Here is a 24,849-nt window from a genome sequence, read left to right on the forward strand (position 1 = left end):
AGGTGGGATCCGTTACCGAATATTCATCAACAACTACACAGTGCAACCAGCGAACGCGACCCCATTTGCACGTTCCGCCAAAAACCTGACGCCCACGCTCCTGATTCGCTCCTGGACGACGCATTCGATCTTGTCCAGGCGATCAAGCCGTGATCCACACCAGAACACAAAAAAGCCCGCCGACCTGCACTTACGTGCCAAGTCAGCGGGCCCTTCCGACCGTCGGGACGACAGGATTTGAACCTGCGACCCCTTGACCCCCAGTCATGTCCTAAAAGGACGGTCACCAGCGAAAACCGAGAAACCGCAGCACAAAAAGCATCCTTTCACCGCGGTTCCACGCAGTTCGACACCACTACGGTACATCCCTCGCTCCAGATTCGCTCCTGCTCCAGCCGGACAACTAGAACACCGCAGACGACGCGCTGTGCGACTGCCAGCGGCCAACGCCTACAGGTCCGCTCGAACCCGGCAACGCACGTTCTCGGCCAGTGGCGCTACGCTCGCCAACCAAGAATTGCCTGGTGTGTAGCCACTTCACGTCCACACGAGTCGCGATCCTGGTTCCCATTGCAACAACTCTCCTCTCCTCACCTTCCGGCGATGCGCAGCCCAAATCCGGTGCACGGCTTCAGCCAACGCTGGACAGCGCAGATTCCACGCCGTCACCGGCTGAGACGCGACCTGACTGTCTCGATGATGGGGATGGTGAGCAGCGGCGATGCCAGAATTAGCACGCCAAGGGGGCCGGGCTTAACGTTCTGCACGAGCCAGATGAACAGACCTCCGGAGGCAAGGGCGGCGGACATCCAGGATGTCGAATTCTCGTAGGGGCGGATCAAAGCATCCACGCACCGGTAGAAAGCCTGGACTCGCCGTGAGTTTCGGTCCTTCCTGCGCCGACGAGCGGCGGCCGACACCTGCCGCTTGTACCGGTCCGCGTCGACGTTCACGTCACAGTGGACCCTGTGCCAGACGTGGCGCCGCTGGTAGCGGAGTACGTCCACGGTAACGGGCTGCCCCGGAACCCGCACCGCAGACCTGATAGCCCGAGCCATCTTCATGCCGAACAACATCAACGCAATGAAGAACCCGCACGCCCCCACTGTGGACAGGCCAACCGCGATCAGGTGTGCGTGCCCGCGCAACTCACGCCAGAAGTCGCCCCACCCCATCGCCAGGCTGACCGGAAAGAACACCACGCTGATCCAGTCACCGGTCGACAAGGATCCCCAGGCGAACCGGGCCTTGGCCATCGGATTACGCAGCAGGAACCCGAACCCTAACACCAGACCGGTCGTCTCCCCGATGGGCGCCACCCAGACCGGGTGCAGCAGTCCCAGCTCGACCAAGTACAGCGAACACGCTGACACCATCAGGACCGCCGCCAGCGACAGCAGCACGGCGCGGACCAACTGATCGCGCTTCGCACGCCACTCCAGCCCCACCGGGCAGGTACACCACCGCAACAACCGCTCTCCCCCACCAGCCGACAACGCCGACCAGTGAACCACGTCAGCGAGGCTGCGCACCGGAAATCACGGCAGATCACCTACCAGAGGTCACGGCCTCCGGGTGTCGGCTCCGGACGGCGCGCGGATCACCATGGCGGTGGTACGTCTCGGTCAGTTCAGGCAGGGACGCAAGCAGGAGTTCCGCCGCGCTCATCGGAGCATCGGGCTCGGCACGGCCATGCCGTAGGCACAGCTTTCGTGCCGACAACGCTGTCGTGACGATGGCGCCGCCGGTGAGCGCAGGAACCTGCGCCGCGAGACTTCGAAGGAAACAGAGCTGCTGGTGTCGCGGCACAAGAATGCGGGACTGCGCCGTCAACTCCATGGCCGTGGCCGATACGAGCCAGCCGACCGGCTCTGGCTCCCAGTACTGTCGTCCCTGATACCCGGCGCCGCTGGGCACAGGTCTTCCCCGTCAAGCCGAGCACACTGCTGAACTGGCACCGCAAGCTGGATGAAGTTCAACGCTCTGCTCACGAACGCGGTGATCTTCCACAACGGCCTGGACATCGCGGGACACCGGTCCGTAACACGTACATGACGCCGGCGAGCGCCGTTCGGTCCGGAACACGCAGTCGCCCCCGAATATCGGCGGCGCCGCTCGGGAAGGGGTGGCAAGAGTGGAGCCACCCACCCCCCAGATCGTCGGGAAAAAGATCAACTCGCACCCTGGAGCGCCTGCCGACCAAGATCGACAAGCACAAGACCCGCAGCTCAACTCATTCTGAAACGATCAGTTAGCGACGGATGAGCTCGCGCCCGAGGTCACTGCGGAGGTGGACTTCGATGAACACGCGCAGGTAGCGGTCATTCGCGTAGTCGTCGAAGGCGGCCGCCAGGGAGCGGTCCGGTTCGTCGGTCAGGAGCACGATTCGCCAGAGGTTGAGCGGGTGGTCCTCCGGGCCGCCCACGGAGTGTTCGACGTGGAAGATCGGCTGGCTGGCGCCAGCGGTGAGAACGCGGCCATCGGGCGCTTCGAAGCGCTCGGCGCCGACGAAGTACGCGTGCCGGTTCTCGTGGTCGAGACGGACATGCTCGATGATCGTGGCGTAGTGGTCGAGGTCAGCCCACAGCCGCTGGTCGGACACCCGGGTGAAGTCCTCGAACCGGCCGTGGCGCACGCTCGGAAACTTCTCCGCGCTGCCCGGTTTCACCACTGTCGGGATGTACTTGTCCGGCGCGGCCGCTTTGCGCACCTCCATGTCCCACAGCTGGGCACCGGTGTAGGCGAACGGTGGCCGCACGTCGTAATGCTCGCGCAGTACGTCGTTCACCCGTGCCGGCGGCAGCTCCACCGATGTGGTGCCCGGTGCGGCCCACGCCTGTTCGAAGACTGCCTCGTGGTCCAGTGACTCGATCATGTTGTTCCCCTCGGTAAGCGGCATAGCAAATGCCAAACCTGGCCGCTTCCGCGCTGCCGATGGTGCCATGCCGTTTTCGGCCTGACCGGCCGCTAAACGTGCGCCGCGTCCAGAAGCCGGCGGACCTCAGGCACCACGTCGCGGGCGAAGGCAGTGACCTGGTCGGTGGACTGCACCTCCGGCCAGAAAACGAAGGAGGTGAACGGCTGCTCGGTGCCCAGATGCGCCAGGAGGTTCGCCCACTGCTCAGCCGTGCCCCGCACGGGGTCGGCGCCCTGCGTAACCCGCATCTGCCCCGGCGTCGCGGTGACGGTGCCGACCACCTGCGCGATCCGGCGGACCGAGAGCGGGTCGCGCCCGGCGGCCTTGGCCGCCTCATCGATGATCCTGTTGGCCTCTGCCCACTTCTCATACGGCAGATACGAGGCGATTGGCGCGGCCCAGCCGTCGCCGATCCGGCCCGTCAGAGCTAGCGCATTCGGCCCCTGGGCACCCGTCCAGATCTCGATCGGGTGCGCCGGCGCCGGACCTGCGCGCACTCCCGAGACCGAGTAGTACTCGCCCTCGAACCGGACCGGGGTGTCGCCTTCCGCCCACAGGGCTCGCAACACCGTGATCGCTTCCTCCAACGCCTCATTGGCTTCCCGCGGGCTGCGCCTTGGTACACCGAGGCGAGTGATGGCGTCCCAGTAGCCACCGGCCCCGAGGGCTAGCTCGAAGCGGCCGCCGGACACGAGGTCCAGTGCCGCCGCCGTTTTCGCCAGCAACGCGGGCGGGCGCAACGGGAGACTCGCCACGTCCGGAAACACGGTGATCTGCCGCGTGGCCGCGAGCAGATCACCGGCCAGGACGAACGTGTCGAGGTATTCGGGCACGTACGGGTGGTCTTGGAGCCCGATCAGGTCCAGGCCACCCTTTTCCGCGGCCAAGGCGAACAACAGATTGCCCGCCACATCGTTGATCGGTGTCAGCGAGACGCCGAACTGCAGGTCCTGACTCATGCCACGTGCTCCCGGACGAAATCGCCGATGCGGTCGATCGACGCTGCCGCCTCGGGAAGGAACGAGGCGAAGTGCTGCCAGATGTGTGGGGCGCCCCCGGTGACGACCAGCTCCGAGGCCACACCCGCGGCCAGGGCGCGTTCGTGGAAATTCAGCGAGTCGTCGATCATGACCTCTTCGGTACCGACCTCGATGTGGATCGGCGGGAGGCCGGTGAGATCGCCGAACAGCGGCGACGCGAGCGGGTCGCGCGGGTCGTGCGCGCCCAGGTAGTTGGCCGCGAAGGATCGCAAGCCTTCCTGGGTGACGAATGGGTCGCGGTCGGCGCGGTCGGCGAACGAGGGCGCGGAGACCGTCAAATCGGTCCACGGCGATACCGGCACCGCCGCTGCGGGCAACGCCAGGCCCAATTCCTTGAGCCGCAGCAACAAAGCCAGGGACAGGCCACCGCCAGCGGAGTCACCGCCGACGGCGATGCGGTCCGCCTGCACGGTGGTGAGCACGGCTCGGTAGGCCACCACTGCGGCGTCGAGCGCGGCCGGGAAGCGGTGCTCGGGCGCCAACGGGTAGTCCGGCAGGTGTACAACACCTCGGGCTGCGGTGGCCAGCCGGGCGCCCATCTCCCTGTGGTTGTAGGAGGCACCTTCGGTGTAGCCGCCGCCGTGGAAGTACAGCAGCACCCGGTCGGCCGTCGACGCCGGTGTGGTCACCGTGCGGCCCGGGAAGCCCGGGGCCTCGGTGATGACGGCGTCGGCGGGGACCGGAAACTGCTCGCTCCAGCGGCGGTAGGCGTCGCGGTGACGGACGTGTTCTGGCCGGTCGTCGACGGGCATGTGCTCGCCCATCGTGGTCAGGAGTTGATGTGCCTCGGTGAGCTCGGCGCTGAGGGTTCTCATGTGTTCTTCTCCGGCAGCAGCACGGGTTTGGTGGCGGTGCCGTTCTTCATCGCCTCGGCGGCGCGTTCGACGTCGCCCAGCGGGAACGTGGTGACGAGCTTCTCGACCGGCAGCCGACCGGCGGCGGTGAGAGCGACGAGGTCGGGCAGGAAGGTCGGCGGGTTGCTGCGGCCTTCCACGACGCCGATCACGCGCTTGCTGTCGTTGACCACGTCGGCCACGTCGATCGGTGCGGTGGTGCCGAACGGCGGCACCCCGACCACCGCGGCGGCGCCGCCGACGCGCAGGCTCTTGATGGCCTGCACCAGCACCGCCGGCACACCGCTGCTCTCCACGACGTGCCCGGCGCCGCCCCCGGTGGCGTCCTTGATCGCCTCGATCGGGTCGGTGGTGCGGGAGTTGACGACCGTGGTCGCACCGAGCTCGCGGGCCAGCTCAAGACGGGAGTCGAGCACGTCGACCACGACCAGTTGCTCGATCGGCAGCAACGCCGCGGCCATCACGGCTGACAACCCGACCACCCCGGCACCGAACACGGCCACGGTGGAGGATGCCTCCGGCTGCAGCACGTTCAACACCGCGCCCGCGCCGGTCTGGATGCCGCAGCCCAGCGGCGCGAGCACCGACGACGGCACGTCGGCGGCGATCGCGGGCACTGGAATGGTGTTGCGCTCCCGGGCGAGGGCGTACGTAGCGAACGAGGACTGGCCGAAGAAGTTCCCGTGCACCACCCCGTCACCGTCGTGCAGGCTGGGAGTGCCGTCGGGCCGGGCGCCGTTGGTGAAGTTGCGGGCCACGAACTCGTAGCACTGCGAAGGGACGCCGGAGACACAGCCCCGGCACCGTCCGCAGGAGTCAAAGGTCAGCACCACCCGGTCACCCGGGCGCACGGTGGTCACGCCCGAGCCGACCTGCTCGACGATCCCGGCGCCCTCGTGCCCGGCCACGCCCGGCAGCGGGAAAGGGAACTCCCCCGCCCGCACCGCCAAGTCGGCGTGGCACATGCCCACGGCCTCGACCCGCACCAGCACCTCGTCCGGGCGCGGATCTGCCACCTCCAGCGCACGGCGGGTGAACGGCGCTCCCGCCGACGCAACGGTCATCGCGGAAGTGGTCGTGGGCATCAGGACTCGCCACCGGCAGGTGTGGTCGCCTGGATTTCCAACGTCAGCTCGGTGGCATCGCCGATCAGCAACGGGCCGCCCGGCTGCGACACGTTGCCGACGACGCCGAACGCGGACCGCGACACCCGAGTGGTAGCGCGGAATCCGATGCGGAAGTTGCCGAAGTGGTCGACGCCGTCGCCGGTGAAATACAGGTCCAGCTCGACAGGGCGGATCGTGCCACGGATGCTGAGGTCACCCCGGAGGGTGTAGCGGTCACCGTCGGCCTCCAGGCCCGTGGAGGTGAACGTCGCCTCCGGGTGGCCGGCAACGTCGAAGTAGTCCCCGCTGCGCAGGTGCTCGTCCCGCGCCTCGATTCCGGTGTGGACGGACGCGACGTCGATCGTCGCCGTCACCGACGACTTCACCAGGTCCTCGGCCACCTCGACGGTGCCGGAGAAGGCGGCGAAGGTGCCGCGAACCCGCGCGGCGACGAACCGCGTGGAGAAGCTGATCGAGGAGTGCACCGGGTCGATCTCGTACCGACCGGGCTTGATCTCAATGCTCATCGTCGTCATTCCTCATCTCGGTGAAAGCCGGTGAATGCTGCGGTTCGTGGTGGAGAAGCGGCCGTCGCTGTCCGATGCCACCGGACAGCGGCGGAACAGCAAGCGGAACGTGCCGCGTTGGTACGTCGTGCCGGCGCACCGAATCTCCCCGCCGTCGGCCGCCCGTGTCTCTCGTGCGGGCTGCCAGCCCGCAGTCAGCTCTTGGTGTAGGCCGCGGCGATCTGGCCGACCAGCACCGCGAAGGGCATCTCCAGTGCCGCGTACACGTCGTTGGCCTTCGGGTCGGCGTTGTCGCCGAGGATCTCCACCATGGCGGTTGCGTAGTCCACCGGGATGACGCCCGCCTGCTGCATCCGCAGCAGGCCCGCCTCCCTCTTCGCCTGCCAGAACGTGCCCGATGCGTCGACCGCCGCATAGGCGTCGAAACCTTCGCCGGTGACCGTGATCGCCGGGAACGCGAGGCACACCTCCGTCGACACGCCCGCGAAGATCAACTTCTTCCGACCCGTCGCCCGGATCGCCGCCTGCACGCGCTCGTCGTCCCAGGCGTTCACCGTGGACCGGTCGAACACCTCCAGGCCCTTCGGCAGGACCTCGGCCAGCTCCGGGATCAGCGGACCCCACAAGCTGTCCGCTGCGGTAGTCGTGACCACAAGCGGCACGCCAAGCACCTGCGCCGCCTTCGCCAGACCCACCACGTTGTGCTTGAGCTCCCCGACCGAGATGTCGCGCACGCCGCTGTACAGCCCGACCTGGTGATCGACCAGCACAACCGCCGCGTTATCCCGCGTCAGCCTCTCGGTGAACTTGCCCGCAGTCATTCGAAACTCCTCCCCAACTGAAACGGCGGTCCATCCGCCGCCTCGGCGACAGTATAGTCAAAAATTTTGACTGTCAAAAATCATGACTATCTTTTGGAAAACCCCGCACTCGCACGGGAAGATCCGTCACGGCGCAGAACAAGGCCGCGATGGCCACCGCGACCGAAGCGCGCGGCGTCCGGCAAGACGGCGATGGCTGCGACGAAGACCGTGAAGACGCCAGCGAAGATGCCGGGAGGATCCGCCAGCCGACTGGTTCCAGGACCTCAACCCACTTTTCGATCAGCGACACCGTGGCGACCAGGTGAAGGTGAACGACCAGAAACCCGGCGAGAATCGATCGTCGTGATCGGTGCCCGCACTCGCCTCGACGAGGCTCAGTGGCGCCCGCCTGGCGACACACCCCGGTGCGCCGTCGTCAAAGAGGCAGCAACCGTAGGGGATTTCAGACTTGAGTCGGATCGAGCAGTCGCGGACCCGCCGCACGACCACGTCAGTGCAGTCGCGACCACCAGTCCTGACCGCCGCCCGGTGATGCGCTCGTCGAGATCGACGTTGCGAGGAATAAGCTTCCACCAACGATGGTTACATCGACACTCGCCGAAGCAACTTCGGCAGAAGGCTTGTTGAACATGAACGATCTTTCTGTTGGGGCTTGGTCTCCACTGCTGAATGGTGTGCCGGATCGCGAGAGGGGACTACGCATGAGCGGCTCATTTTCCGTCGGGATCGGCTCATGGACGGCGTGAGTCGACTCATCCGGCTGGCGCACCTCGAAGGTGGTCTGGACGTGCGCTGCCTGATGGCCGGACAGTTCACTTTGGAAAACGAGGCCGCGGGCCCAGGCGAGGTACCGTTCCACCTCGTTCTGGAAGGCAGCTGCACCGTGACCACGGGTTCGTCCGCAGTCGACCTCGGTCCCGGCGATCTGCTCCTGCTCACACACGGCGACGCACACCAGGTGACGGCATCTTCGGGACGACGGCGCCGGTTCGAGGACGAACCGGGCCCGACGTTCGTGACCCGCCGGACCGTCGGTGCTGAGCACGAACTGGACTTGTTCTGCGGCCACTACCACTTCGAGTCGGCTGCCGGCACGCTGCTGTTCCGCCTGCTGCCGTCACTGGTGCACGTCACGTTGGACACCCCGGCACTCACGTTGGCGGACGTCCTGCGTGGCGAAGCCCAGTTCGACGGCCCGGGGACAGGCGCCGTCGTGTGCTCCCTGTGCGACGCACTGCTCGCCATGGCGCTGCGCAGCCGCCCCGACCAGCGCCTCGACACACCCGCGCTGTGGACCGCCATGGGGGACGACGTGCTGGGCCGTGTGATCGCCGACATCGTCGAACGTCCGGGCGAACCGTGGACGATCGACCGCATGGCCGCCGCGGCATCGATGTCACGCGCCACATTCCTGCGCCGCTTCACCGCCCGCACCGGGACCACCGTGGCGACACTGCTGACCGCGATCCGGATGATGGTCGCCGCCGACCTGCTGACGCGCTCCGACCACTCCGTGGCCCGCGTGGCGAGCGAGGTCGGGTACCGCTCGGAATCAGCGTTCGCGCAAGCGTTCCGCGCTACGGTGGGCGCACCACCAGCGCAGTTCCGGAAAAACGCAGTGGCGAGCGGGTGACGGCTCCCGGCTCGAAGGACGCCGCACGGCCGAAGGCGCAACCTGCGCCGATGCCGACCTGGCGGCCAGCGAACGTACCGTCCCCGCGGCGCGATGAACCATCCGTAGCGGCTCGTGGTCCTCGTGCAACGACGACCAGATCCACATCGGACAGATGTGCCCCGCCTGTACCATGTGATCATCCGTCTTGACGGTCATCGTCGATGACCAGTTTGGATATCTACCCATCAAACGGGAATATGCTGCCAAAGTGGTCAACCGCTATGACCATCGTGCAGCTCAGCTGCCGGACCAGAACGTGAACTAGGAGTGGACGATGTCTGTCATCGAGATGACCACCTTCACAGTGACCAAGGAGAACACCCAGGCGATGCTGGACGCTCGCCCAGGCATGGTCGAGGCGTTCCGGACCGACCGGCGCGGGTTCCTCTCCGCCCGCCTGGTACGCGTGGCCGACGAGACGTGGCTCGACTTCGTCGAGTGGACCGATGACGCTGCGTGGGACGAGTCGGCGGCCAAGGGCGCGAACCTGCCGGCGATTGCGGCGTTCTTCGGCACGATCGACGAGGTGGTCAGTGCCGAGCGCGGCCTGCGGTACGACGACGCCCAGGACGGCCCGCGCAGGGTCCGCACCATCGCATACGGCCCCGAGCCTGCACAGGTTGGTGAGCTGTACCTGCCTGAGGGCGGTGGTCCCTTTCCTGTCGTGGTGCTCACCCATGGCGGCTACTGGACCGCCATGTGGGACCGCCGCCAGGTCACCGACGCCGTCGACGACCTCGTCGCCCGTGGCTATGCGGTGTGGAACATCGAGTACCGGCGCGTCGGCGAGCCCGGCGGCGGCTGGCCCGGAACCTTCCTCGACATCGCCGCGGCCGTCGACGCGGTCGACGGCCTGGACCCCGCGCTGGACACCAGCCGGGTGGTCATCGTCGGCCACTCGGCCGGCGGGCATCTGACCACCTGGGCCGCCCACCGCGGGGTGCTTCCTCCCGAGGCACCGGGTGCCAACCCCAGGATCGTCCCGCTCGGCATCGTTTCCCTCGCGGGCGCCCTCGATCTCAAGACGGCCGACGCCACCGGCTTCGGCGTCGTCCTCGCCGACCCCAACGCCGAGCCACCGAAGGACGCTCCCGAGCCAGCCCGCCCTGAAGCGTGGCCCGCGGTCGCCGATGCCGTCGGCCAAGGGATCGTCAACCTCCTGCTCGGCGGCCACTTCGCCGACCACCCCGAGCGCTACAGCTGGGCCTCCCCGCTCGAACTGGCCAACGCCGGTGTCCCCGTCCTGGCCGTGCACGGCACCGCGGACGAAGCCGTCCCCGCCGAGTGGAGCCGCCGCTACACCGAGAAGACGAACGCCGAGGGCGGCACCGCCCGCTACGTCGAGGTTGAAGGCGGCACACACTTCGACGTGGTCCACCCGACTCACCCCATCTGGCCGACGGTCACCGACTGGATCCAGCAGAAGCTGGACAACCGCAACTGACACCGTGGGCCCGCGGGCCGATCCTCACCCCGGAAGATGACCGGCCCGCGGGTTCACTCCGCCGCCCGCCAGCGGCATCGGGCGACCTCCGCGTAGTCGGCGAACTTCGGGATCACGCCCAGCTGCCCGACGTTCAGGCTCAGGGATCTTCCGTCCACAGTGGCCGGAATGGGCGCTCCAGGGTGACGCGGCTACCACCAAGGCTGGCATCTGTCGGACTCCAGTTGACCCAGCGCCGCACGGAATTGGTGGCCGAGTCGGACGACATCTCCGGTGCGCTAACCCAGTTGATTGTCCACGAAGCACCACCGCCACGACTCGCCCGGCTCGAAGCTGACCATGACGGGGTGGCGCGTGTCGTGGAAGTGCTGCGTGGCGTGCTTTCCCGGCGACGAGTCGCAGCACCCGACGTTGCCGCACTTGGCGCACACGCGCAGATGCACCCACGTCGCGCCTTCCGCGACACACGCCTGGCACGTGTCCGGCGAGCTGGGTTCGATGTCCTGCCACTCGTGCTTGAGGTGCTTGCACGAGCCACCCGTCGCGACGGGTGTGCTCAGCTCCCGTCCCTCACCGTCCAAGGGTTCCTCATCCTCGCGATCGAGCATCGACTCCTCGATGTCCAGGCGCGCGAGCACGCGGCGCAGCACGTCATCGTCGGCTGTGCCGCGGTCTCGCGCCCTGATGAACTCCTCGCGTTCGGTCTCCAGCAACTGCAAGCGCAGCCGGCGGTAGGCGTCGGTCGGGGTCTCGGCCAACGCGCTCTGCCTGCCGAGCTGCTCCCACGCCGAGTCGGCGCGGTCCTGCAGCCGGTTGCGCAGCCGCTGCACGATCTCCGGCGGGTCGTCGTCGGTCTGCAGCTCCGCAAGCTTCGCCAGCGCAACGCGGGTCATGTCGTTGAGCACCGCCGCCTCCTGCAGCGCGTCCTCCGCCGGGTCGGGCCGCGGCAGCCGTAGCCGCCGGATCAGCGGCGGCAGTGTCATGCCCTGCACCACAAGCGTGCCTGCCACCACGACGAACGCCGCGAGCACCAGTACCGCACGCTGCGGGGTGTCGGCAGGCAGCACGAACGCTGCGGCGAGCGTGACCACTCCGCGCATCCCGGCCCACGCGATCACGGCGGTGTAGCGCCACGGCCACACCGTCACCCGATGGTCGACGTGGAAGCGGTGCAGCACGCGCTTCGCCATGCCGATCCCGAGGAGCCACAGCACGCGCGTCACGATCGTGGCGGCGAGCACAGCGAGGCAGATTCCGATCAGTTCCCAGAACGGCAGCCCGGTCTCGGCGACCTCGGAGATGATCCGCCGCAACTGCAGGCCGATCAGTAGGAAGACGATGTTCTCCAGCAGGAACTGCACGGTCTGCCAGTTCAGCCGACTCGCCAGCCGCGCCGGTCCGGACTGCACGCGCGGCGCCGTGTGCCCGAGGATCAGCCCAGCCACGACCACCGCCAGCACGCCCGAACCGTGCGCGATCTCCGCGAGCAGGTAGGCAGCGAACGGCACCGCGAACGACAGTGCGGTGTCGGTGACTGGCTCGTCAAGCCTGGTCCGCACGAACGACACGAGCGTGCCGACGAGGAACCCGACGAGGACGCCGACGGCGGCCGCCAGCACGAAGTCCAGCCCGACCTGCCACAAGCTGATCGACCCGGCGATCGCGGCGATAGCCGTACGCAGCGCGACGAGCGCGGCCGCGTCGTTGAACAGGCTCTCGCCCTCCAGCAGCCGCACGAGCTTGCGCGGCATCCCCACACGCCGCGCGACGACGCTCGCGGCGACCGCGTCGGGCGGCGCGACCACGGCGCCGAGCGCGATCCCGGCCGCCAGCGGCAGCCCCGGGATGACCGCCCATGCCACCAGCCCGACGCCAAACGCGGTGAACACGACCAGCCCCACCGACAGAAGCACGATCGGCCCGCGCAACTTCCGGAACGCGATCAGCGACGTCTGGACCGAGGCTGAATACAGCAGTGGCGGCAGCAGCCCGACGAGCACCACCTCGGGATCGAGTTCGTAGTTCGGAAGTCCCGGGACGTACGACGCCGCTACACCGACCGCCACGAGGCACAGCGGCGCCGACCAGTCCAGGCGCCGCGCCACCGCCATCACGATCAGGACGACGATAACCAGCCCCGCCAGTTCCGCGGCTACCTCCACGTGCGCATCATCCCTCTGTTCGGCGGTTCCTTCGGAGGCAACTCACGCCGTACGAATGGGTGGCGTGGCCAGGACCTCGTTGAACGCTTCCGTCGACGCTGGGTGCGTGTAGATGGCGTCGCGCAGTTCGGTCGCGGTCACGTTGTGGCGCATGGCGAGGGTGACGAGGTTGATCAGCTCCTGCGAATCAACGCTCAGAAGCACGGCGCCGAGCACGTGGTCGGTTTCGCGGTCGACGACGAACTTCATCAGCCCGCGCGTCTCGCCGACAATCTTGGGCCGTGGCATCGCCGCGATGTCCGCGACGGCCTTCGTTACGACCTTCACCGGCAGCCCGCGTTCGACGGCTTCGCGTTCGGTGAGGCCGACGCGGGAAAGCGGCGGTGTCATGAACACCGTGAACGGCACGAACTTCCGATCCGTTGTGGACCTCGTTCCGCTGCCAAGGAGCTGGTCGGCGACGATGCGGTTGTCGTCGAGGGAGATGTAGGTGAACTGGGGGCCGCCGTTGACGTCGCCGATGGCGAAGATGTGCGGCTGGCTCGTGCGCAGGAACTCGTCCACCGCGACAGCGCCGGTCGGTGTGGTGCGCACGCCGGCGCGGGCGAGACCGAGGCCCTCCGTGGCCGGTTTGCGCCCCGTCGCCGCGAGCACTTCATCGGCGGCCAGGATGTGCGTCTCGCCGTCGACTTCGTAGGTGATCTCGACACCGTTGTCGATGTCGCGCACCTCGGTGACGCTGGCGCCGGTGACGAATTCGACGCCGACCCCGCGCAGGATCTCGGTGGCCGCCTCGATGATGTCGTCGTCCTCGCGCGGCATGATCTTCGGGACCGCGTCGAGCACCGTGACGGCGCTGCCGAACTGCGCGTACATCGACGCGAACTCCACACCCACGTAACCGCCACCGAGGATCGCCAAGCGCTTCGGCAGGTGGTCGAGGTCGATCAGCTCGGTGCTCGTGAGCAGCCGGGTGCTTTCCCGCAGGCCCGGAACGGGCGGGATCGTTGGCACGGCGCCCGTGTTGATCACGATCGTGTCCGCGGTGAGGTGGAGCACGTCGTCGCCCGCTGTGACCCGCACCGTCTTCGGGTCGAGGAACGTCGCCCGGCCGGTGATCACGGTGACGGAGTCGATCGTGTCGAGCATCGCGAAGTTCTTGCCGCGCATGGTGGTCGTGATCGCGCGCGTGGCTTCGACGGCCCTGTGGTGGCGTTCGCCGGGCGTGCCCGCGCCGGGATGCTCGGCGTGGTGGACCAGCGCCTTGGTCGGAACGCAGCCGATGTTGATGCAGGTGCCGCCGTACATGACGGCAGACTGCTCGATCATGGCAACCCGCTTCCCGAGCCGCCCCAACGTAGCGGCGAGTGTCTTGCCGCCCTTGCCGAACCCGATGACCACCAAATCGAAGTGCGTATCGTCCATGTGTTCAGCATTCGCCGCCCCGGAAACGTTGACCACACATGAAAGGCTCAGTTTTCATCGAAATCGGTTCACGGCCGGCAGCTGGTCGTAACGCGGATGCTACTCCACCACCTGCTGTCCCTCGCACTCGCATGACATCCACAAAGGACGGAGGTCTCATCACGACCAGGGAGTTGTCCGCAGTTCATCCGACGACGCGCAAACTGCAGAGATTTTGGTCAGCATCCACAGGATTTTGCTCCTTTTTGCCTATTCACAGTAGCATTGTGCACTGAAACGACGGAGCGAACCACGCATGGTCGGATCATCTTCTGTCGAGATCAGCTCATGTACCGACCAGTCTCCCAACTGGTCATATTTTCGTACCGTCACACATGTTGACGACCACCGGCACAGTCATTAAGCATGACCACGTTGTGAGCAAGCCACCCCGGCCGCGGGACTCCTAACCGAGCGGCTGCGGACCGTGGCCGGTGCTTTCCGCGCCATCCACGACGAAGTGGACACCGAGCCCCAGAGGACTGTGGACCTGCTTCACCACGTCATCGAAGCGGTGGCGAAGCACGCGCGGATGGTCGGCGCCGAAGCTCGGACGACCGGATAACCCGAAAACGGTGGGAATCGAAGAGGAGTAGCGGATGACGGAGAAGAGCGGACTGGTGGTCCGGCCGCCACACGACCTCGGCGGGCTGCCCGAGGGGCCGGTGAGCGGGACAGAGCACGAGATGACGCCGTTCGAGAAGAGCTGTCACGCGTTGCTCGACGTGCTCGACGACCACAAGCTGGTCAACACCGAGGAGAAACGGCGAGGAGTCGAAGACCTCGGCTCGGAAATGATCGCGAAGCTCACCTACTACGAACGGTGGGCAGTCTCCGCGTCGAAGGTCCTCATCGAGAAGAAGATCATCACCAGCGAGGGACTGGGAAAGAAGATGGCCGAGATCCGCGAGCGGTTGCGGGAGGACTCGTGACGTCGACCCGGTTCCGGCAAGGCGATGCGGTAAGGATCTCCGAGCGGTACGCGCCCGGTCACGTGCGAACCCCGGTGTACGTGCGCGGAAAGCAAGGATCCATCGAACGCGTGCTGCCTCGCTTCATCAACCCCGAGCTGGAGGCGTACGGGGTCAACGAAGGCACCGAGACCCAGCTCTACCGCGTGCGGTTGAGTCAGAGCTCGCTGTGGCCGGACTACGAAGGCCAGCCGTCCGATGTGCTCGAACTCGAGATCTACGAGCACTGGCTGGAGCCGATTCCGAACACTACGAACGACGAGGAGTGACCGTGGCAACACACCCGCACGACGACCCGCACGCGCCGATCGAGCAGGCTCCGGGGGAACCGGACTACTTCGACGTGCTTCAGTTGGCGATCCGGGAAATTCTGGTCGAGAAAGGTCTGATCGGCGCGGACGAGGTCCGTGCCATGATCGAGACGCTCGACGCGCACGAACCGGCCCTCGGCTCCGCTCTCGTGGCGCGTGCCTGGACCGATCCCGCCTTCAAAGAACGGCTGCTCGCCGACGGCACAGCCGCCATCGAGGAGTTCGGGATCGACAACTACGACGGAACGCAGCTCATCGTCCTCGAGCAGACCGGCGACACCCACAATCTCGTCGTGTGCACCTTGTGCTCGTGCTATCCGCGACCAGTGCTCGGGCTGCCACCGGACTGGTACAAGAGCCGCCCCTACCGGGCCCGTGCTGTCCGCGAGCCACGAGCGCTGCTGGCGGAGTTCGGCACTCGTGTGCCCGACGACGTGACGATCCGCGTCCACGACAGCAACGCGAACATGCGCTACCTCGTCCTACCCATGCGCCCGGAGGGCACCGAAAGCTGGAGCGAGGAACAACTCGCGGAACTGGTCACCCGGGACGCGATGATCGGCGTGACGACGGCACGGAAACCGTGACACTCGCCGACCGGCTCCTTGATCGGAAAGCCGAGGGGTGGCGACCGGCCGCTTGGGCTGCCGAAGCAGTCGGAACTGCAGTACTGGTCTTCGACGCGCTGAGCGCGGTGGCGTTGACCATGGCTCCGGCCGCACCGCTGCGAACCTGGCCGTTGGAGGTGCGGCTGCTCGTCATCGGTCTCGTCGTCGGAGGCACTGTTGCGATCTTCGCCGTCACGCCAGCCGGCAAGAGGTCGGGCGCGCACCTCAACCCCGCGGTGAGCGTGTTCATGGCCCTTCGCGGAGCGTTGTCCGTTCGTGACGCGCTCGCGTATTCCGTGGTGCAGCTGGTCGGGTCCGTCGTGGGCGTGCTCGTGGCACGCCTCTGCTGGGGCGGGCGGATGCACGACATTTCCGACGGTCTGATCCAGCCCGGCCCCGGGGTGGGCGCCGTGGGTGTCCTGGTCGGCGAGACGTTCAGCGTCGTCGTGCTGCTGCTCGTACTGTCGTGGCTGGTCTCCAAGCCACGGCCGAGGGAGACGCCGTGGGTGATCGGCGGGCTGTTCGCGGTTCTGATCGCGGCAACCGGTGCGACGTCCGGTGGGAGCTTCAACCCCGCACGCGACTTCGGTCCGTTCGTGCTGGGCTCGGACTTCCACTTCTTCTGGATCTACATGCTCGCTCCGCTGGGGGGTGCCTTTATCACCGCCGCTCTCTTGCGGCTGACCAACGCGTGGTCTCCTCGCACCTGCAAGCTGTGCGGGCCGGCCTTCGACAAGCAGTCTCATCCGGCCGCCGTCGAGTCCCCGTTCCGACGGAAGGTCTGCCAGGAACTCGAACTGGCGGGCTTCACCATCTACGGCGGGGGCCCAGCGGGCGGGGTGGAGGTCAGGCAATGTCCGGCCGAATACGGCGGCGGGCTGCTCATCAGTTGGGCACCGCACGCCGCCGCCTTCTCGCCCATCGACGAACGCGTGACTGCGGTCGAGAAAACCATGGTGGACGCACTCGCGAGCGTGATGTCCGAACTGGGGTTCACCGCAGAACGCCTCGGTGAGTCGTTCTCGGTCCGGGTCGCGGACGCGGAACCGCCCAGTCGTGCGGCGACGAGCCGTGCTGGAACGCAGGCTTCATGAGAACCTCTGTGACTGCCTTCCTACGTACCAACCGCTTTTTGGTCGCACTGCTGGCGTCCATAGTCGCGGTGACCGTAGTGCTGTACGCCGGACTCTGGGCCATGGTCGGCACGCAGACCAGTGGGAGCGGCATCGGACTGGGCGTCGGCTTGGCTGCCTTCGCACTCGGTGCCCGGCACGCCTTCGACGTGGACCACATCGCGGCAATCGACAACACGGCGCGAAGGTTGTTCGGCGACGGCCGTGCCTCCTCCACCGTCGGCTTCTGGTTCGCTCTAGGGCACTCTGCCGTCGTGCTGTTGCTGACCGTGGTGGTCGCCGCCGGTGCCGAGTTCGCCTCCACGATGACCACCGAGTCGTCGGGCCCGCACCGGGTGCTCGCCGTGGTGAGCACGAGTGCGTCCGCACTGTTCCTGTGTTTCGTCGGCCTGCTGAACCTCGTGTCAGCGCTGGGCGCCAGGAACGTCTACCGTCGGGCCCGCCGAGGTGAGCTGACCAACGGCGACCTCGGGCGCGTCCTCGACAACCGAGGAACTGTCGCGCGGCTCGTGCGCAGGTTCACCAGGTCGCTGCACAGTCCTCGCCAGATGTTCCCCGTCGGCATGCTCTTCGGACTGGGCTTCGACACTGCCACGGAGATCACCCTGCTGGCGGTGGCGGGCAACAAGGCCGCCGCCGGTGTCCCGTGGTACTCGGTGGTGATCCTGCCGGCGCTGTTCGCGTGCGGAATGACCTTGTTCGACACCCTCGACGGTATCTTCATGACCGCGGTCTACGGCTGGGCGACTGCAGACCCATTGCGCACCTTGCGGTACACGATGTCCATCACCTGGCTGTCGGTCTTGGTGGCGCTGGGGCTGGGGACGGTCGAGCTGGTCAGCCTGACTCACGACAGCTTGCGGCTGCGGGACCCGATAACGTCCTGGTTCGCCGCGCTCGACCTCGACAACCTGGGCTACCTGATCGTCGCGCTGTTCCTCGTCGTATGGGCGGCTGCCGCTGGCTTCCGCCACGTGCGATCGGTCCGCGATCCCGGTCGCCGCTGTCCTGGGGATTCGGGGTACACGGGCGTCCTCGCGGAAGAAGGTCGGCCACATCGTCGACCCGATCCGCCGCCTGGACGATCAGCTCATCGCTATCTCGCCACGACGACTCCTTGTTCTTCTCCGTGTGTGTCAGGCAGCGAGTGCGCACGACTCTTGGCTCAGCGTCTCAGCGTCTCAGCGATGAAGGCGAGGAGCGCATCGGCTCTCCCTCGGTGCTCGTCGACCTCTAGGTGTACACATCCTTAATGATTAAAGATTGCGACTATCAGAAAAGACGACTATGCGCAAGGGGCGTACCTGAGTGGAGATCTCAACCGGGCCATTAGCCGCCGGGCGCTTACTACTCGACCTGTGTTACCCAGCCGCATCCCGACCGGTGGCTATGCGGGTGCGCGAACGCGGAGGAGCTCTGCCTTCGTCGACCCGGTTTCCCACCGGATCATTCGACCGAGAGTTTCCGCCTTTGGTGCTCGGTGACATCCATGAAGACGCGCTTGAACTCGGCGTAGGCTTCTCGCCCTACCCGGCGGGCATGCCGATCCTGCATGCTCGCCATGATGCGGTCTGCCGCGCGCATCTGAGCGAGCCCGCGTTCGGTCGGGCAAACGAGCTTGGCCCTGCGGTCGACGGGGTCGGGCTGACGTACCACGTAGCCCAGCGCCTCAAGTTCGTCAACGATCCCACCGATCACCTGTTTGGCTTGGCCGGACAGCCGGGCGAGCTCGGTCGCGCGCACGCCGCCCGGATCGAGGTATGCCAGCACCACTCCATGCCGAGGATGTATGTCATCGAACCCCTGGGCCACGAGCTTCGCAAAAAGCTCACGTTGAGCGGCGAACAGCAGCCTAGCGGCCAGCACCCCGAGATCCGGATTCGTCGCGTTGCGCTCCGCCCGGGTAACCACTCACCGCCTCCTTCGACCTACGCGGCCGCCAAGTGCTGCCGCGTAACGATCGATAATAAACGTTCGCGACGGATGCCTCCCGGGTGGCGCGCCGCTCCGTTACAGCTCGGGGACAGCGCGGCACCACGTCGCCAGCCGACCGCGAGACGCCCTCCGCCTACAGCCAGTAGTTCCGTCGGACAAGACAGTCAGATGACGGGTGCTCCGCGAACGCGCGGACGTGACGCTGGAGAAATACGAGCGCAAGAACTCGGTCGCCTCGTGGTCCGCAGCCCCCAGCAGGTGGCTCGTCAAATGACCGTGACCGCGGCGGTTTCGACACTGTCCCGGTCACCTGACGGGCACTGATCGTCGTTGTGCGCGGACCACGAACTCGTCAGCATGAACAAGAACGCGCAAGAACTGATCAACACTGTCGCGCTCGCGATGCGGCACCATGTCAAGGCGGCCGAACTCCGCGACGCCGTCTACTCCCACCCCACCTCGATCGAGGTATTCGACGACGTCCTCGCCACCATCGTCCGAGACGACCAGCCGCGAGCTGCTGAAGGTAGCTGACAGTGACGGGCGGTCTCGGTGGGCGCCCACCAGCGTCCACCTTCAACGCAAGCTGAGAAGTTGAGCGCGTGTTACGGGCGGACCTACGCTGGTGCGCGTAGGCAAGTGAGATGGGCCGCATTCGGCGAACGTTCAATCGTCTTGCCTGCCAAGGAGGTCCTCCCACGCCTGATCGCGCGGCAGCGGCTCTACTTCGCCCTTCTTGGTCAGGCTCGTCGGCGCAGCGCACAGGTTTGTAGGCATCCATCGAGAGTACGGAGGGCGGCGGAGCCATGACCGACCTGGACAAGCTGTCGGTGAAGAGCTCTACCGCAAGCAGGTGGTCAAGCAGGCCGACCTCGTGCTGGCCATGTGGCTGCGCGGCGACGCCTTCTCGCCGGAGCAGAAAGTCCGCAACGTCGCCTACTACGAGCCACTCGCGGTGCGGGATTCCTCGCTGTCCTCAGGCGTGCGAGCGGTGCTCAGCGCCGAAGTCGGCCATCTCGAACTCGCCTACGACTACTTCGCCGAAGCCGCCCTGGCCGACCTCTACGACCTCCACCACAACGTGGCCCAAGGCCTGCACATCGCCTCACTGGCCGGTGCATGGATCACCACCGTCGCCGGATTCGGCGGCATGCGCGACCACAACGGCGAACTCACCTTCGCCCCCCGGCTACCACCCGAACTCAGCGGGATCTCCTTCCGAATGTGCGTCCGCGACTGCAGGATCTGCATCACCATCCACGCCGACAAGGCCACTTATGAATTGGTTCGCGGAGAGCTGGTCCGCACCTCCCACCACGGCACGCCGATCACTCTCACCCAGAACCAGCCAATCACCCTGCCGATCCCGCCACCGCCGCCGAACCCCGCGCCCCACCGACCCCCGGCCCACCGCGGCCCCACCATCTCGGGATTGTGATCACACGATTGGGTTGCTGTCGTCGCTCCACTCCGCCGGATCCCCGGCATCATGTGTACCCGATACACACGTCGGGGTGCCCTCCCGGTTGTCCCGTCGAGTCTCCACGTCGCGTAGTTGCGGGCGAGGCGCGGCCCGGTGCGGGACGCTGGGAGTATCGCCGATGACCACCCGATATCCCCAAACCCGGCGATGCGCACGGCGACGATGATCAGGTGTTCGCCGTCGGCGAAGCGCGTCAGGTTCGCGCGTGCCCACTCAGTTCGCGGTCAATCAAGGCACGTCCCCGGGGAGAGGCGTAAGCGAGGAACACACCGATCTGCGAGTTCTCGATCCGGCCCGCCGTACCGGAGTACTGGCGACCAACTCCGGCGGATTTGGTGCCCTTCTTCACAAACCCGGTTTCATCGACAATGAGCACGCCCTGACCGGCATCACCGATATGCTCAACCACTGCGCAACGGACATCATCATGCAAGCCGTCGGTATCCCAGGCATAGAAGTTCAGCAGCCGCTGCATCCCCTCTGGCCCGTCATCACCCGCCGCTTCAGCCAGTGTCCACCCGTTCTTCCGCCCCACCTTGCCCGGCAAACCCCTGACATACCAACGCATCCGCCGACGCGACTCCACCCGAGGAAACCGCCCAGCAAACCGGCCCAGGAACACCTCAAAACTCGCCGACCACTCAGCCACCATCTCCGCCAACACAACAAGATCAACTACCAGAAGGGGACTGGGGAGCGTCAGATCAAGATTCCTGACACTCCCGACGCACAAAAGGTACTCGCGCAGGATCTTCTGGCCACCGCGGTAGCCGCGTGCCTTGATCTCAGCGAACAGGACAGCGGCGTTGGTGCACCCGTCGTTGCAGCGTTGGTGCAGGTGCCGCAACGGTGTCATTCGGCCCTTGTTCCCGCTTCTCGGCAGGGATGACGGTGGCGTGACGTTTGGCTCGTCCGTGGAGGTGGGAGCAGTGCGAGCAGTGGTTCAGCACGAGTTCGGCCCGCCAGAGGTGCTGAAGGTGGAAGAGGTGGCGGCGCCCGCACCGATTCCGACCGAGGTCCAGGTTCGGGTGCGCGCGGCGGGCGTGAATCCCGTCGATTACAAGACGCGGGCGGGTGAGGGAGACGCCGCCGTCCTGGGCGAGCCGCCGTTTCGCCTGGGGTGGGACGTGTCGGGTGTCGTCTCCGACGTCGGGTTCGGCGTCAACCGGTTCTCGCCGGGAGACGAAGTGTTCGGCATGCCCTGGTTCCCGCGTCAGGCGGGCGCCTACGCCGAGTTCGTCACGGCGCCCGCGCGCGAGTTCATGGCCAAGCCCGAGGCACTGTCCCACGTCGAAGCGGGAGCGCTGCCGCTGGCCGGGCTGACCGCCTGGCAACTGGTGGTGGACACGGTCCGGCTGCGGTCCGGTCAGCGCATCCTGATTCACGGCGCGGCCGGCGGCGTCGGGCATCTCGCCGTCCAGATTGCCAAGGCCTGGGGTGCGTACGTGATCGCCACAGCGCGCGCCGATCAGGCGAGCTTCGTCCGCAGCCTCGGCGCCGACCAGGTCATCGACTACCGGACCACCGCCTTCGAGGACGTCGTATCCGACCTGGACGCCGTGATCGACTTTCCCGGTGTGTACGGCGAGAGGTCGCTGCCGGTGCTCCGGCCCGGCGGGATCCTGGTGTCCGTGCCCAGCGGTGCACCTCGAGACGTGCTCGCGCGGGTGGCCGAGACGGGCCGGCGGGCGAGGGACTTTCTCGTGGAGCCCGACCAGGTGGGCCTGGCTGGGCTCGCCGACCTGGTCGCGGCCGACCGGCTGCGAATCCAAGTAGGCCGGGTGTTCGATCTCGACGACGTCGTCGATGCGCATCGGTCCGCCGAAAGCGGCCACGGGGAGGGTAAGGTCGTCCTCCAGGTCAGCGGCTGACCCGCTCGATCGCCAAGCGCGCCATAGTCGCCTCGCGTCCCGATGATCGGCGTGCCGCCGGTGTTCTTGGCCCGCGGGTAGAACTCGTCCATGCCCGTGGTCGGTCATGCTGTGCGGTCGCGCCCGCACGGGCGGATACCCGGGTGACCAGAGGATAATAGTCACGCGATTGTGCAGGTCAGGTGGCCAAGACGGCACAGCCGCGGCCATGCCCCGCTCTCCGGCTGATCGCGGTGCCTGGCAGTTCACGAAAGCGGAGTACGTCGTCGACCCGGACGCGGCTCGTGGCTTTGCGCGTGACTTGCGAGGGCAGTTGTTCGTGACTGTGGGAGGCGCAAGCGGAGCGGTCAGGTCGATGTGCACCAGTTCGGGAGGCAGCCGGAAACGGGTGTAGACATCCGACCCCTGCTACCGGCCGCAGTGGTCTGGTCGCTGCGACCTGCGCCTTGGCCGTGTCCTTGGTCAGCGGCGTCGTGGATGAGGACCGCTACCGGCGCCACACCGCCTCCCGTTCTGGTGCGCATCCGATGCGGGCAGAGTCGACGCGGTGCCTCCCGAACTGCTGTCGAAACGCCTCCCGTACTGACGCGCAAAGCCAGGCTCGCCTCGATGCAGAACCACTACGACGACTCTCTGCTGCTGCCCTTCTGCGTGGACCAGGGATGCGGCGTCTAGCCGTGGGGCCCGCTGGTCCGAACCGAGCGATCGCGGCGGGCTGGCGCTCACCTCGTGCACGGTCGACTCGCATCTGCATCGGACCCGCCTCAAACTGGGCATCGTCAGCCGACGTCAGGTGCATGACGTCATTGCTGGCATGCCCGCGAGGTGCTCGGACTTTTGGCTGCGGTGAGTAGCTGCTCGATCTTGCGTTAGCCGCAGAGGAGGATCGCCATGTCCCGGCAGAACGCTTCCCCCTTGGGCAGCTGGGTGGCCAACAGTTATGAGGTCGTCGCCGAGTTCGACGACCTCATGCCCACCGGCCTCACCGTGACCGGCGCAGGCCGCGTCTTCGTCTCGTTCCCCCGCTGGGGAGACGAGGTGCCCTGCACCGTGGCCGAAGTCGTGGACGGCGAGGCCGTGCCCTACCCCAGCTCGGAGATCAACACGTGGAGCACCGAGCGCACACCGGACCAGCTGGTCTCCGTGCAGAGCGTGATCACCGACCCGGTCGGCCACGTCTGGCTCCTCGACACCGGCAGTCTCTCGTTCGAGCCGTGGCTGGAGAACGGGCCCAAGGTCGTCGAAGTGGATCCCGCCACCGACCAGGTCGTCCGGATCATCCGCCCCGACACCGCGGCCGTGACGCCCACGACGTACCTCAACGACATCCGTTTCGACTTCTCCCGCGGCTCGGGCGGTTACGCCTACCTCACCGACTCCCAGCCTGAAGGCGCGCTCATCGTGATCGACCTCGCTTCAGGTGAGAGCTGGTCGAAACTGCGCGGGCACGAGAGCACCCGCGCGGCCGAGGGCTTCCGCGCGGTGGTGCAGGGCGTCGTACGGGACAACTACGTGGTCGGCGCCGACGGTATCGCCGTCAGTGCCGACGGATCGCGGCTGTTCTACTGCCCCCTCTCGAGCCGCCGTCTGTACAGTGTGGACACTTCAGCGCTCGTCGATCGATCGATGAGCGACGAGGACGTGACGAAGTCCATTGTGGATCACGGCGACAAGGGGGCTTCGGACGGGCTGGAGTCCGACACCGCGGGAAACCTCTACGCCACCGCCTACGAGCACAGTGCGGTGCTCAAGCTCGCCACCGACGGTACCTGGTCCACGGTGCTGCACGGGCCGGCCCTGCTGTGGCCGGACACGCTCGCCGTGGCCGCGGACGGCTACCTCTACGTCAGCGTGAACCAGCTGCCCCGCACGCCGCTGTTCAACGGCGGTGTCGACGAACGGGTACCGCCGTACCAGATCGTGCGAGTCCGGGTCGACGCACAGCCGATCACCCTGACCCGGACGGACGGAAACCGTTGACGGCCACCGAGGTCAACGTATGAGTGCGAACGAACCGAGGAGAGCCTGGCTGAACTCCCGGCCGAAATCCGCGCCCCCACCACCGCGCCGGTGGCGCTGGTCGATCGGTGCAGGGCCGCCACGCCGACGCTCCACACCCCCGCCGGCCGGCGGTTCAGTGTTGGCTGGGGAAAGATGACGGCGGTGGCATCGATCACGAACCCAGGAATACGACGTAGGCGGGAGATCCACCCACGACCCCCCAAAGACCATGTCATAGCACGGTCTTTCGTGCACACAGCCCCGAGCATCGCAGCGCCCACGGCGATGGCCGCGATGGCCACCGAAACGAACGACCGGGTACCTCCGCCCCCGAGCCCCAGCCGGAAAGAGCGTACGCGCGCCACACCAGGATGACGAGTGTCGGCGTGCCAGCACACACCGACCGATCTTCGGCGGCATCGTCAATTGCGCCCACTGCCAGACACGGGCACTCAAGGACTCAGTCACTGTCCTCACCTACCACTGGTTTCAAGGCGTTGCCGGTCCCACTGGGGTCAGCCGA

General features: G+C 66.8%; 22 protein-coding genes, 1 tRNA gene and 1 pseudogene. 12 read left to right on the forward strand and 12 right to left on the reverse strand.

The features are described 5' to 3' along the window. Positions 1-222: 222 nt before the first annotated feature. The 8 genes from MOQ72_RS38735 to MOQ72_RS38770 all read right to left on the reverse strand — a co-directional run bounded on the left by MOQ72_RS38735 (position 223) and on the right by MOQ72_RS38770 (position 7,265). A tRNA-Pro gene (locus MOQ72_RS38735) sits at positions 223-370 on the reverse strand. Positions 371-665: 295 nt separating this feature from the next. Then, entirely contained in the window at positions 666-1,448 is a 783-nt protein-coding gene (locus MOQ72_RS38740) for a hypothetical protein (protein ID WP_242190945.1), read from the reverse strand. 803 nt (positions 1,449-2,251) lie between these two features. Further along, positions 2,252-2,875 (reverse strand): hypothetical protein, encoded by a 624-nt coding sequence (locus MOQ72_RS38745; RefSeq protein WP_242190946.1) that lies wholly within the window; start codon positions 2,873-2,875, stop codon positions 2,252-2,254. A 92-nt stretch (positions 2,876-2,967) separates the two neighbouring features. After that, positions 2,968-3,876 (reverse strand): LLM class flavin-dependent oxidoreductase, encoded by a 909-nt coding sequence (locus tag MOQ72_RS38750; protein ID WP_242190947.1) that lies wholly within the window; start codon positions 3,874-3,876, stop codon positions 2,968-2,970. Next, positions 3,873-4,772, reverse strand: coding sequence for an alpha/beta hydrolase fold domain-containing protein (locus MOQ72_RS38755; protein ID WP_242190948.1), 900 nt, complete (start codon positions 4,770-4,772; stop codon positions 3,873-3,875). Before MOQ72_RS38755 ends, MOQ72_RS38750 begins: the two co-directional genes overlap by 4 nt. Next, positions 4,769-5,896: an NAD(P)-dependent alcohol dehydrogenase gene (locus MOQ72_RS38760; RefSeq protein WP_242190950.1), complete on the reverse strand. Its 1,128-nt coding sequence runs from the start codon at positions 5,894-5,896 to the stop codon at positions 4,769-4,771. Before MOQ72_RS38760 ends, MOQ72_RS38755 begins: the two co-directional genes overlap by 4 nt. After that, the gene (locus MOQ72_RS38765) at positions 5,896-6,444 is read right to left on the reverse strand and encodes a YceI family protein (RefSeq protein ID WP_242190951.1); all 549 of its coding nucleotides are present in this window, start codon (positions 6,442-6,444) and stop codon (positions 5,896-5,898) included. The genes MOQ72_RS38760 and MOQ72_RS38765 overlap by 1 nt, the downstream gene beginning before the upstream one ends. A gap of 194 nt (positions 6,445-6,638) precedes the next feature. After that, on the reverse strand, positions 6,639-7,265 hold the full coding sequence (locus MOQ72_RS38770; RefSeq protein WP_242190953.1) for an isochorismatase family protein: 627 nt from the start codon (positions 7,263-7,265) through the stop codon (positions 6,639-6,641). A gap of 736 nt (positions 7,266-8,001) precedes the next feature. On the opposite strand from MOQ72_RS38770, the gene MOQ72_RS38775 reads away from it, so the two are divergent. Further along, positions 8,002-8,901 (forward strand): cupin domain-containing protein, encoded by a 900-nt coding sequence (locus MOQ72_RS38775; RefSeq protein WP_242190954.1) that lies wholly within the window; start codon positions 8,002-8,004, stop codon positions 8,899-8,901. Positions 8,902-9,217: 316 nt separating this feature from the next. Next, the gene (locus MOQ72_RS38780; protein ID WP_242190955.1) at positions 9,218-10,387 is read left to right on the forward strand and encodes an alpha/beta hydrolase fold domain-containing protein; all 1,170 of its coding nucleotides are present in this window, start codon (positions 9,218-9,220) and stop codon (positions 10,385-10,387) included. A gap of 278 nt (positions 10,388-10,665) precedes the next feature. Here the strand turns inward: MOQ72_RS38780 and MOQ72_RS38785 are convergent, their stop codons facing one another. Together MOQ72_RS38785 and MOQ72_RS38790 are read right to left on the reverse strand one after the other, a co-directional pair. Beyond that, positions 10,666-12,549, reverse strand: a complete 1,884-nt coding sequence (locus tag MOQ72_RS38785) for a Na+/H+ antiporter (RefSeq protein ID WP_242190956.1) — start codon at positions 12,547-12,549, stop codon at positions 10,666-10,668. A gap of 42 nt (positions 12,550-12,591) precedes the next feature. Continuing rightward, positions 12,592-13,974, reverse strand: coding sequence for an FAD-dependent oxidoreductase (locus MOQ72_RS38790; protein WP_242190958.1), 1,383 nt, complete (start codon positions 13,972-13,974; stop codon positions 12,592-12,594). Positions 13,975-14,440: 466 nt separating this feature from the next. Between MOQ72_RS38790 and MOQ72_RS38795 the strand changes: the two genes are divergently transcribed. Genes MOQ72_RS38795 through MOQ72_RS38815 form a run of 6 tightly spaced genes read left to right on the forward strand, consistent with a single transcriptional unit; the run spans position 14,441 to position 18,289 of the window. Beyond that, positions 14,441-14,578 (forward strand): hypothetical protein, encoded by a 138-nt coding sequence (locus tag MOQ72_RS38795; protein WP_242190959.1) that lies wholly within the window; start codon positions 14,441-14,443, stop codon positions 14,576-14,578. Between the two features lie 34 nt (positions 14,579-14,612). Further along, positions 14,613-14,945, forward strand: coding sequence for an SH3-like domain-containing protein (locus tag MOQ72_RS44920; protein ID WP_277955327.1), 333 nt, complete (start codon positions 14,613-14,615; stop codon positions 14,943-14,945). After that, positions 14,942-15,253 (forward strand): SH3-like domain-containing protein, encoded by a 312-nt coding sequence (locus MOQ72_RS44925; RefSeq protein WP_308198050.1) that lies wholly within the window; start codon positions 14,942-14,944, stop codon positions 15,251-15,253. The genes MOQ72_RS44920 and MOQ72_RS44925 overlap by 4 nt, the downstream gene beginning before the upstream one ends. Positions 15,254-15,255: 2 nt before the next feature. Further along, the gene (gene nthA / locus MOQ72_RS38805) at positions 15,256-15,882 is read left to right on the forward strand and encodes a nitrile hydratase subunit alpha (RefSeq protein ID WP_242190961.1); all 627 of its coding nucleotides are present in this window, start codon (positions 15,256-15,258) and stop codon (positions 15,880-15,882) included. After that, complete coding sequence (locus tag MOQ72_RS38810; protein ID WP_242190963.1) at positions 15,879-16,997, forward strand: MIP/aquaporin family protein; 1,119 nt, start codon at positions 15,879-15,881, stop codon at positions 16,995-16,997. The genes nthA and MOQ72_RS38810 overlap by 4 nt, the downstream gene beginning before the upstream one ends. Further along, a complete protein-coding gene (locus MOQ72_RS38815; protein WP_242190965.1) occupies positions 16,994-18,289 on the forward strand; it encodes a HoxN/HupN/NixA family nickel/cobalt transporter in 1,296 nt (431 codons plus the stop codon). Before MOQ72_RS38810 ends, MOQ72_RS38815 begins: the two co-directional genes overlap by 4 nt. 193 nt (positions 18,290-18,482) lie before the next feature. Here the strand turns inward: MOQ72_RS38815 and MOQ72_RS38820 are convergent, their stop codons facing one another. Further along, on the reverse strand, positions 18,483-18,947 hold the full coding sequence (locus MOQ72_RS38820) for a MarR family winged helix-turn-helix transcriptional regulator (RefSeq protein ID WP_242190967.1): 465 nt from the start codon (positions 18,945-18,947) through the stop codon (positions 18,483-18,485). 381 nt (positions 18,948-19,328) lie between these two features. Between MOQ72_RS38820 and MOQ72_RS38825 the strand changes: the two genes are divergently transcribed. After that, positions 19,329-19,505, forward strand: a complete 177-nt coding sequence (locus MOQ72_RS38825; protein ID WP_242190969.1) for a hypothetical protein — start codon at positions 19,329-19,331, stop codon at positions 19,503-19,505. Positions 19,506-19,707: 202 nt separating this feature from the next. Then, positions 19,708-20,409, forward strand: a complete 702-nt coding sequence (locus MOQ72_RS38830) for a glycosyl hydrolase family 65 domain-containing protein (protein WP_372495633.1) — start codon at positions 19,708-19,710, stop codon at positions 20,407-20,409. Between the two features lie 259 nt (positions 20,410-20,668). Here MOQ72_RS38830 and MOQ72_RS38835 read toward each other — a convergent pair. After that, positions 20,669-21,106, reverse strand: a pseudogene (locus tag MOQ72_RS38835) (IS701 family transposase); the annotation flags it as partial. 277 nt (positions 21,107-21,383) lie between these two features. Between MOQ72_RS38835 and MOQ72_RS38840 the strand changes: the two are divergent. Beyond that, positions 21,384-22,325 carry an NADP-dependent oxidoreductase gene (locus tag MOQ72_RS38840; RefSeq protein ID WP_242190980.1) on the forward strand — a complete coding sequence of 314 codons (942 nt, stop codon included), beginning with the start codon at positions 21,384-21,386 and terminating at the stop codon, positions 22,323-22,325. Between the two features lie 891 nt (positions 22,326-23,216). After that, positions 23,217-24,305: an L-dopachrome tautomerase-related protein gene (locus MOQ72_RS38845; RefSeq protein ID WP_242190970.1), complete on the forward strand. Its 1,089-nt coding sequence runs from the start codon at positions 23,217-23,219 to the stop codon at positions 24,303-24,305. Positions 24,306-24,849 lie beyond the last annotated feature (544 nt).

The organism is Saccharopolyspora soli, from assembly GCF_022678645.1.
Classification (GTDB): domain Bacteria; phylum Actinomycetota; class Actinomycetes; order Mycobacteriales; family Pseudonocardiaceae; genus Saccharopolyspora; species Saccharopolyspora soli.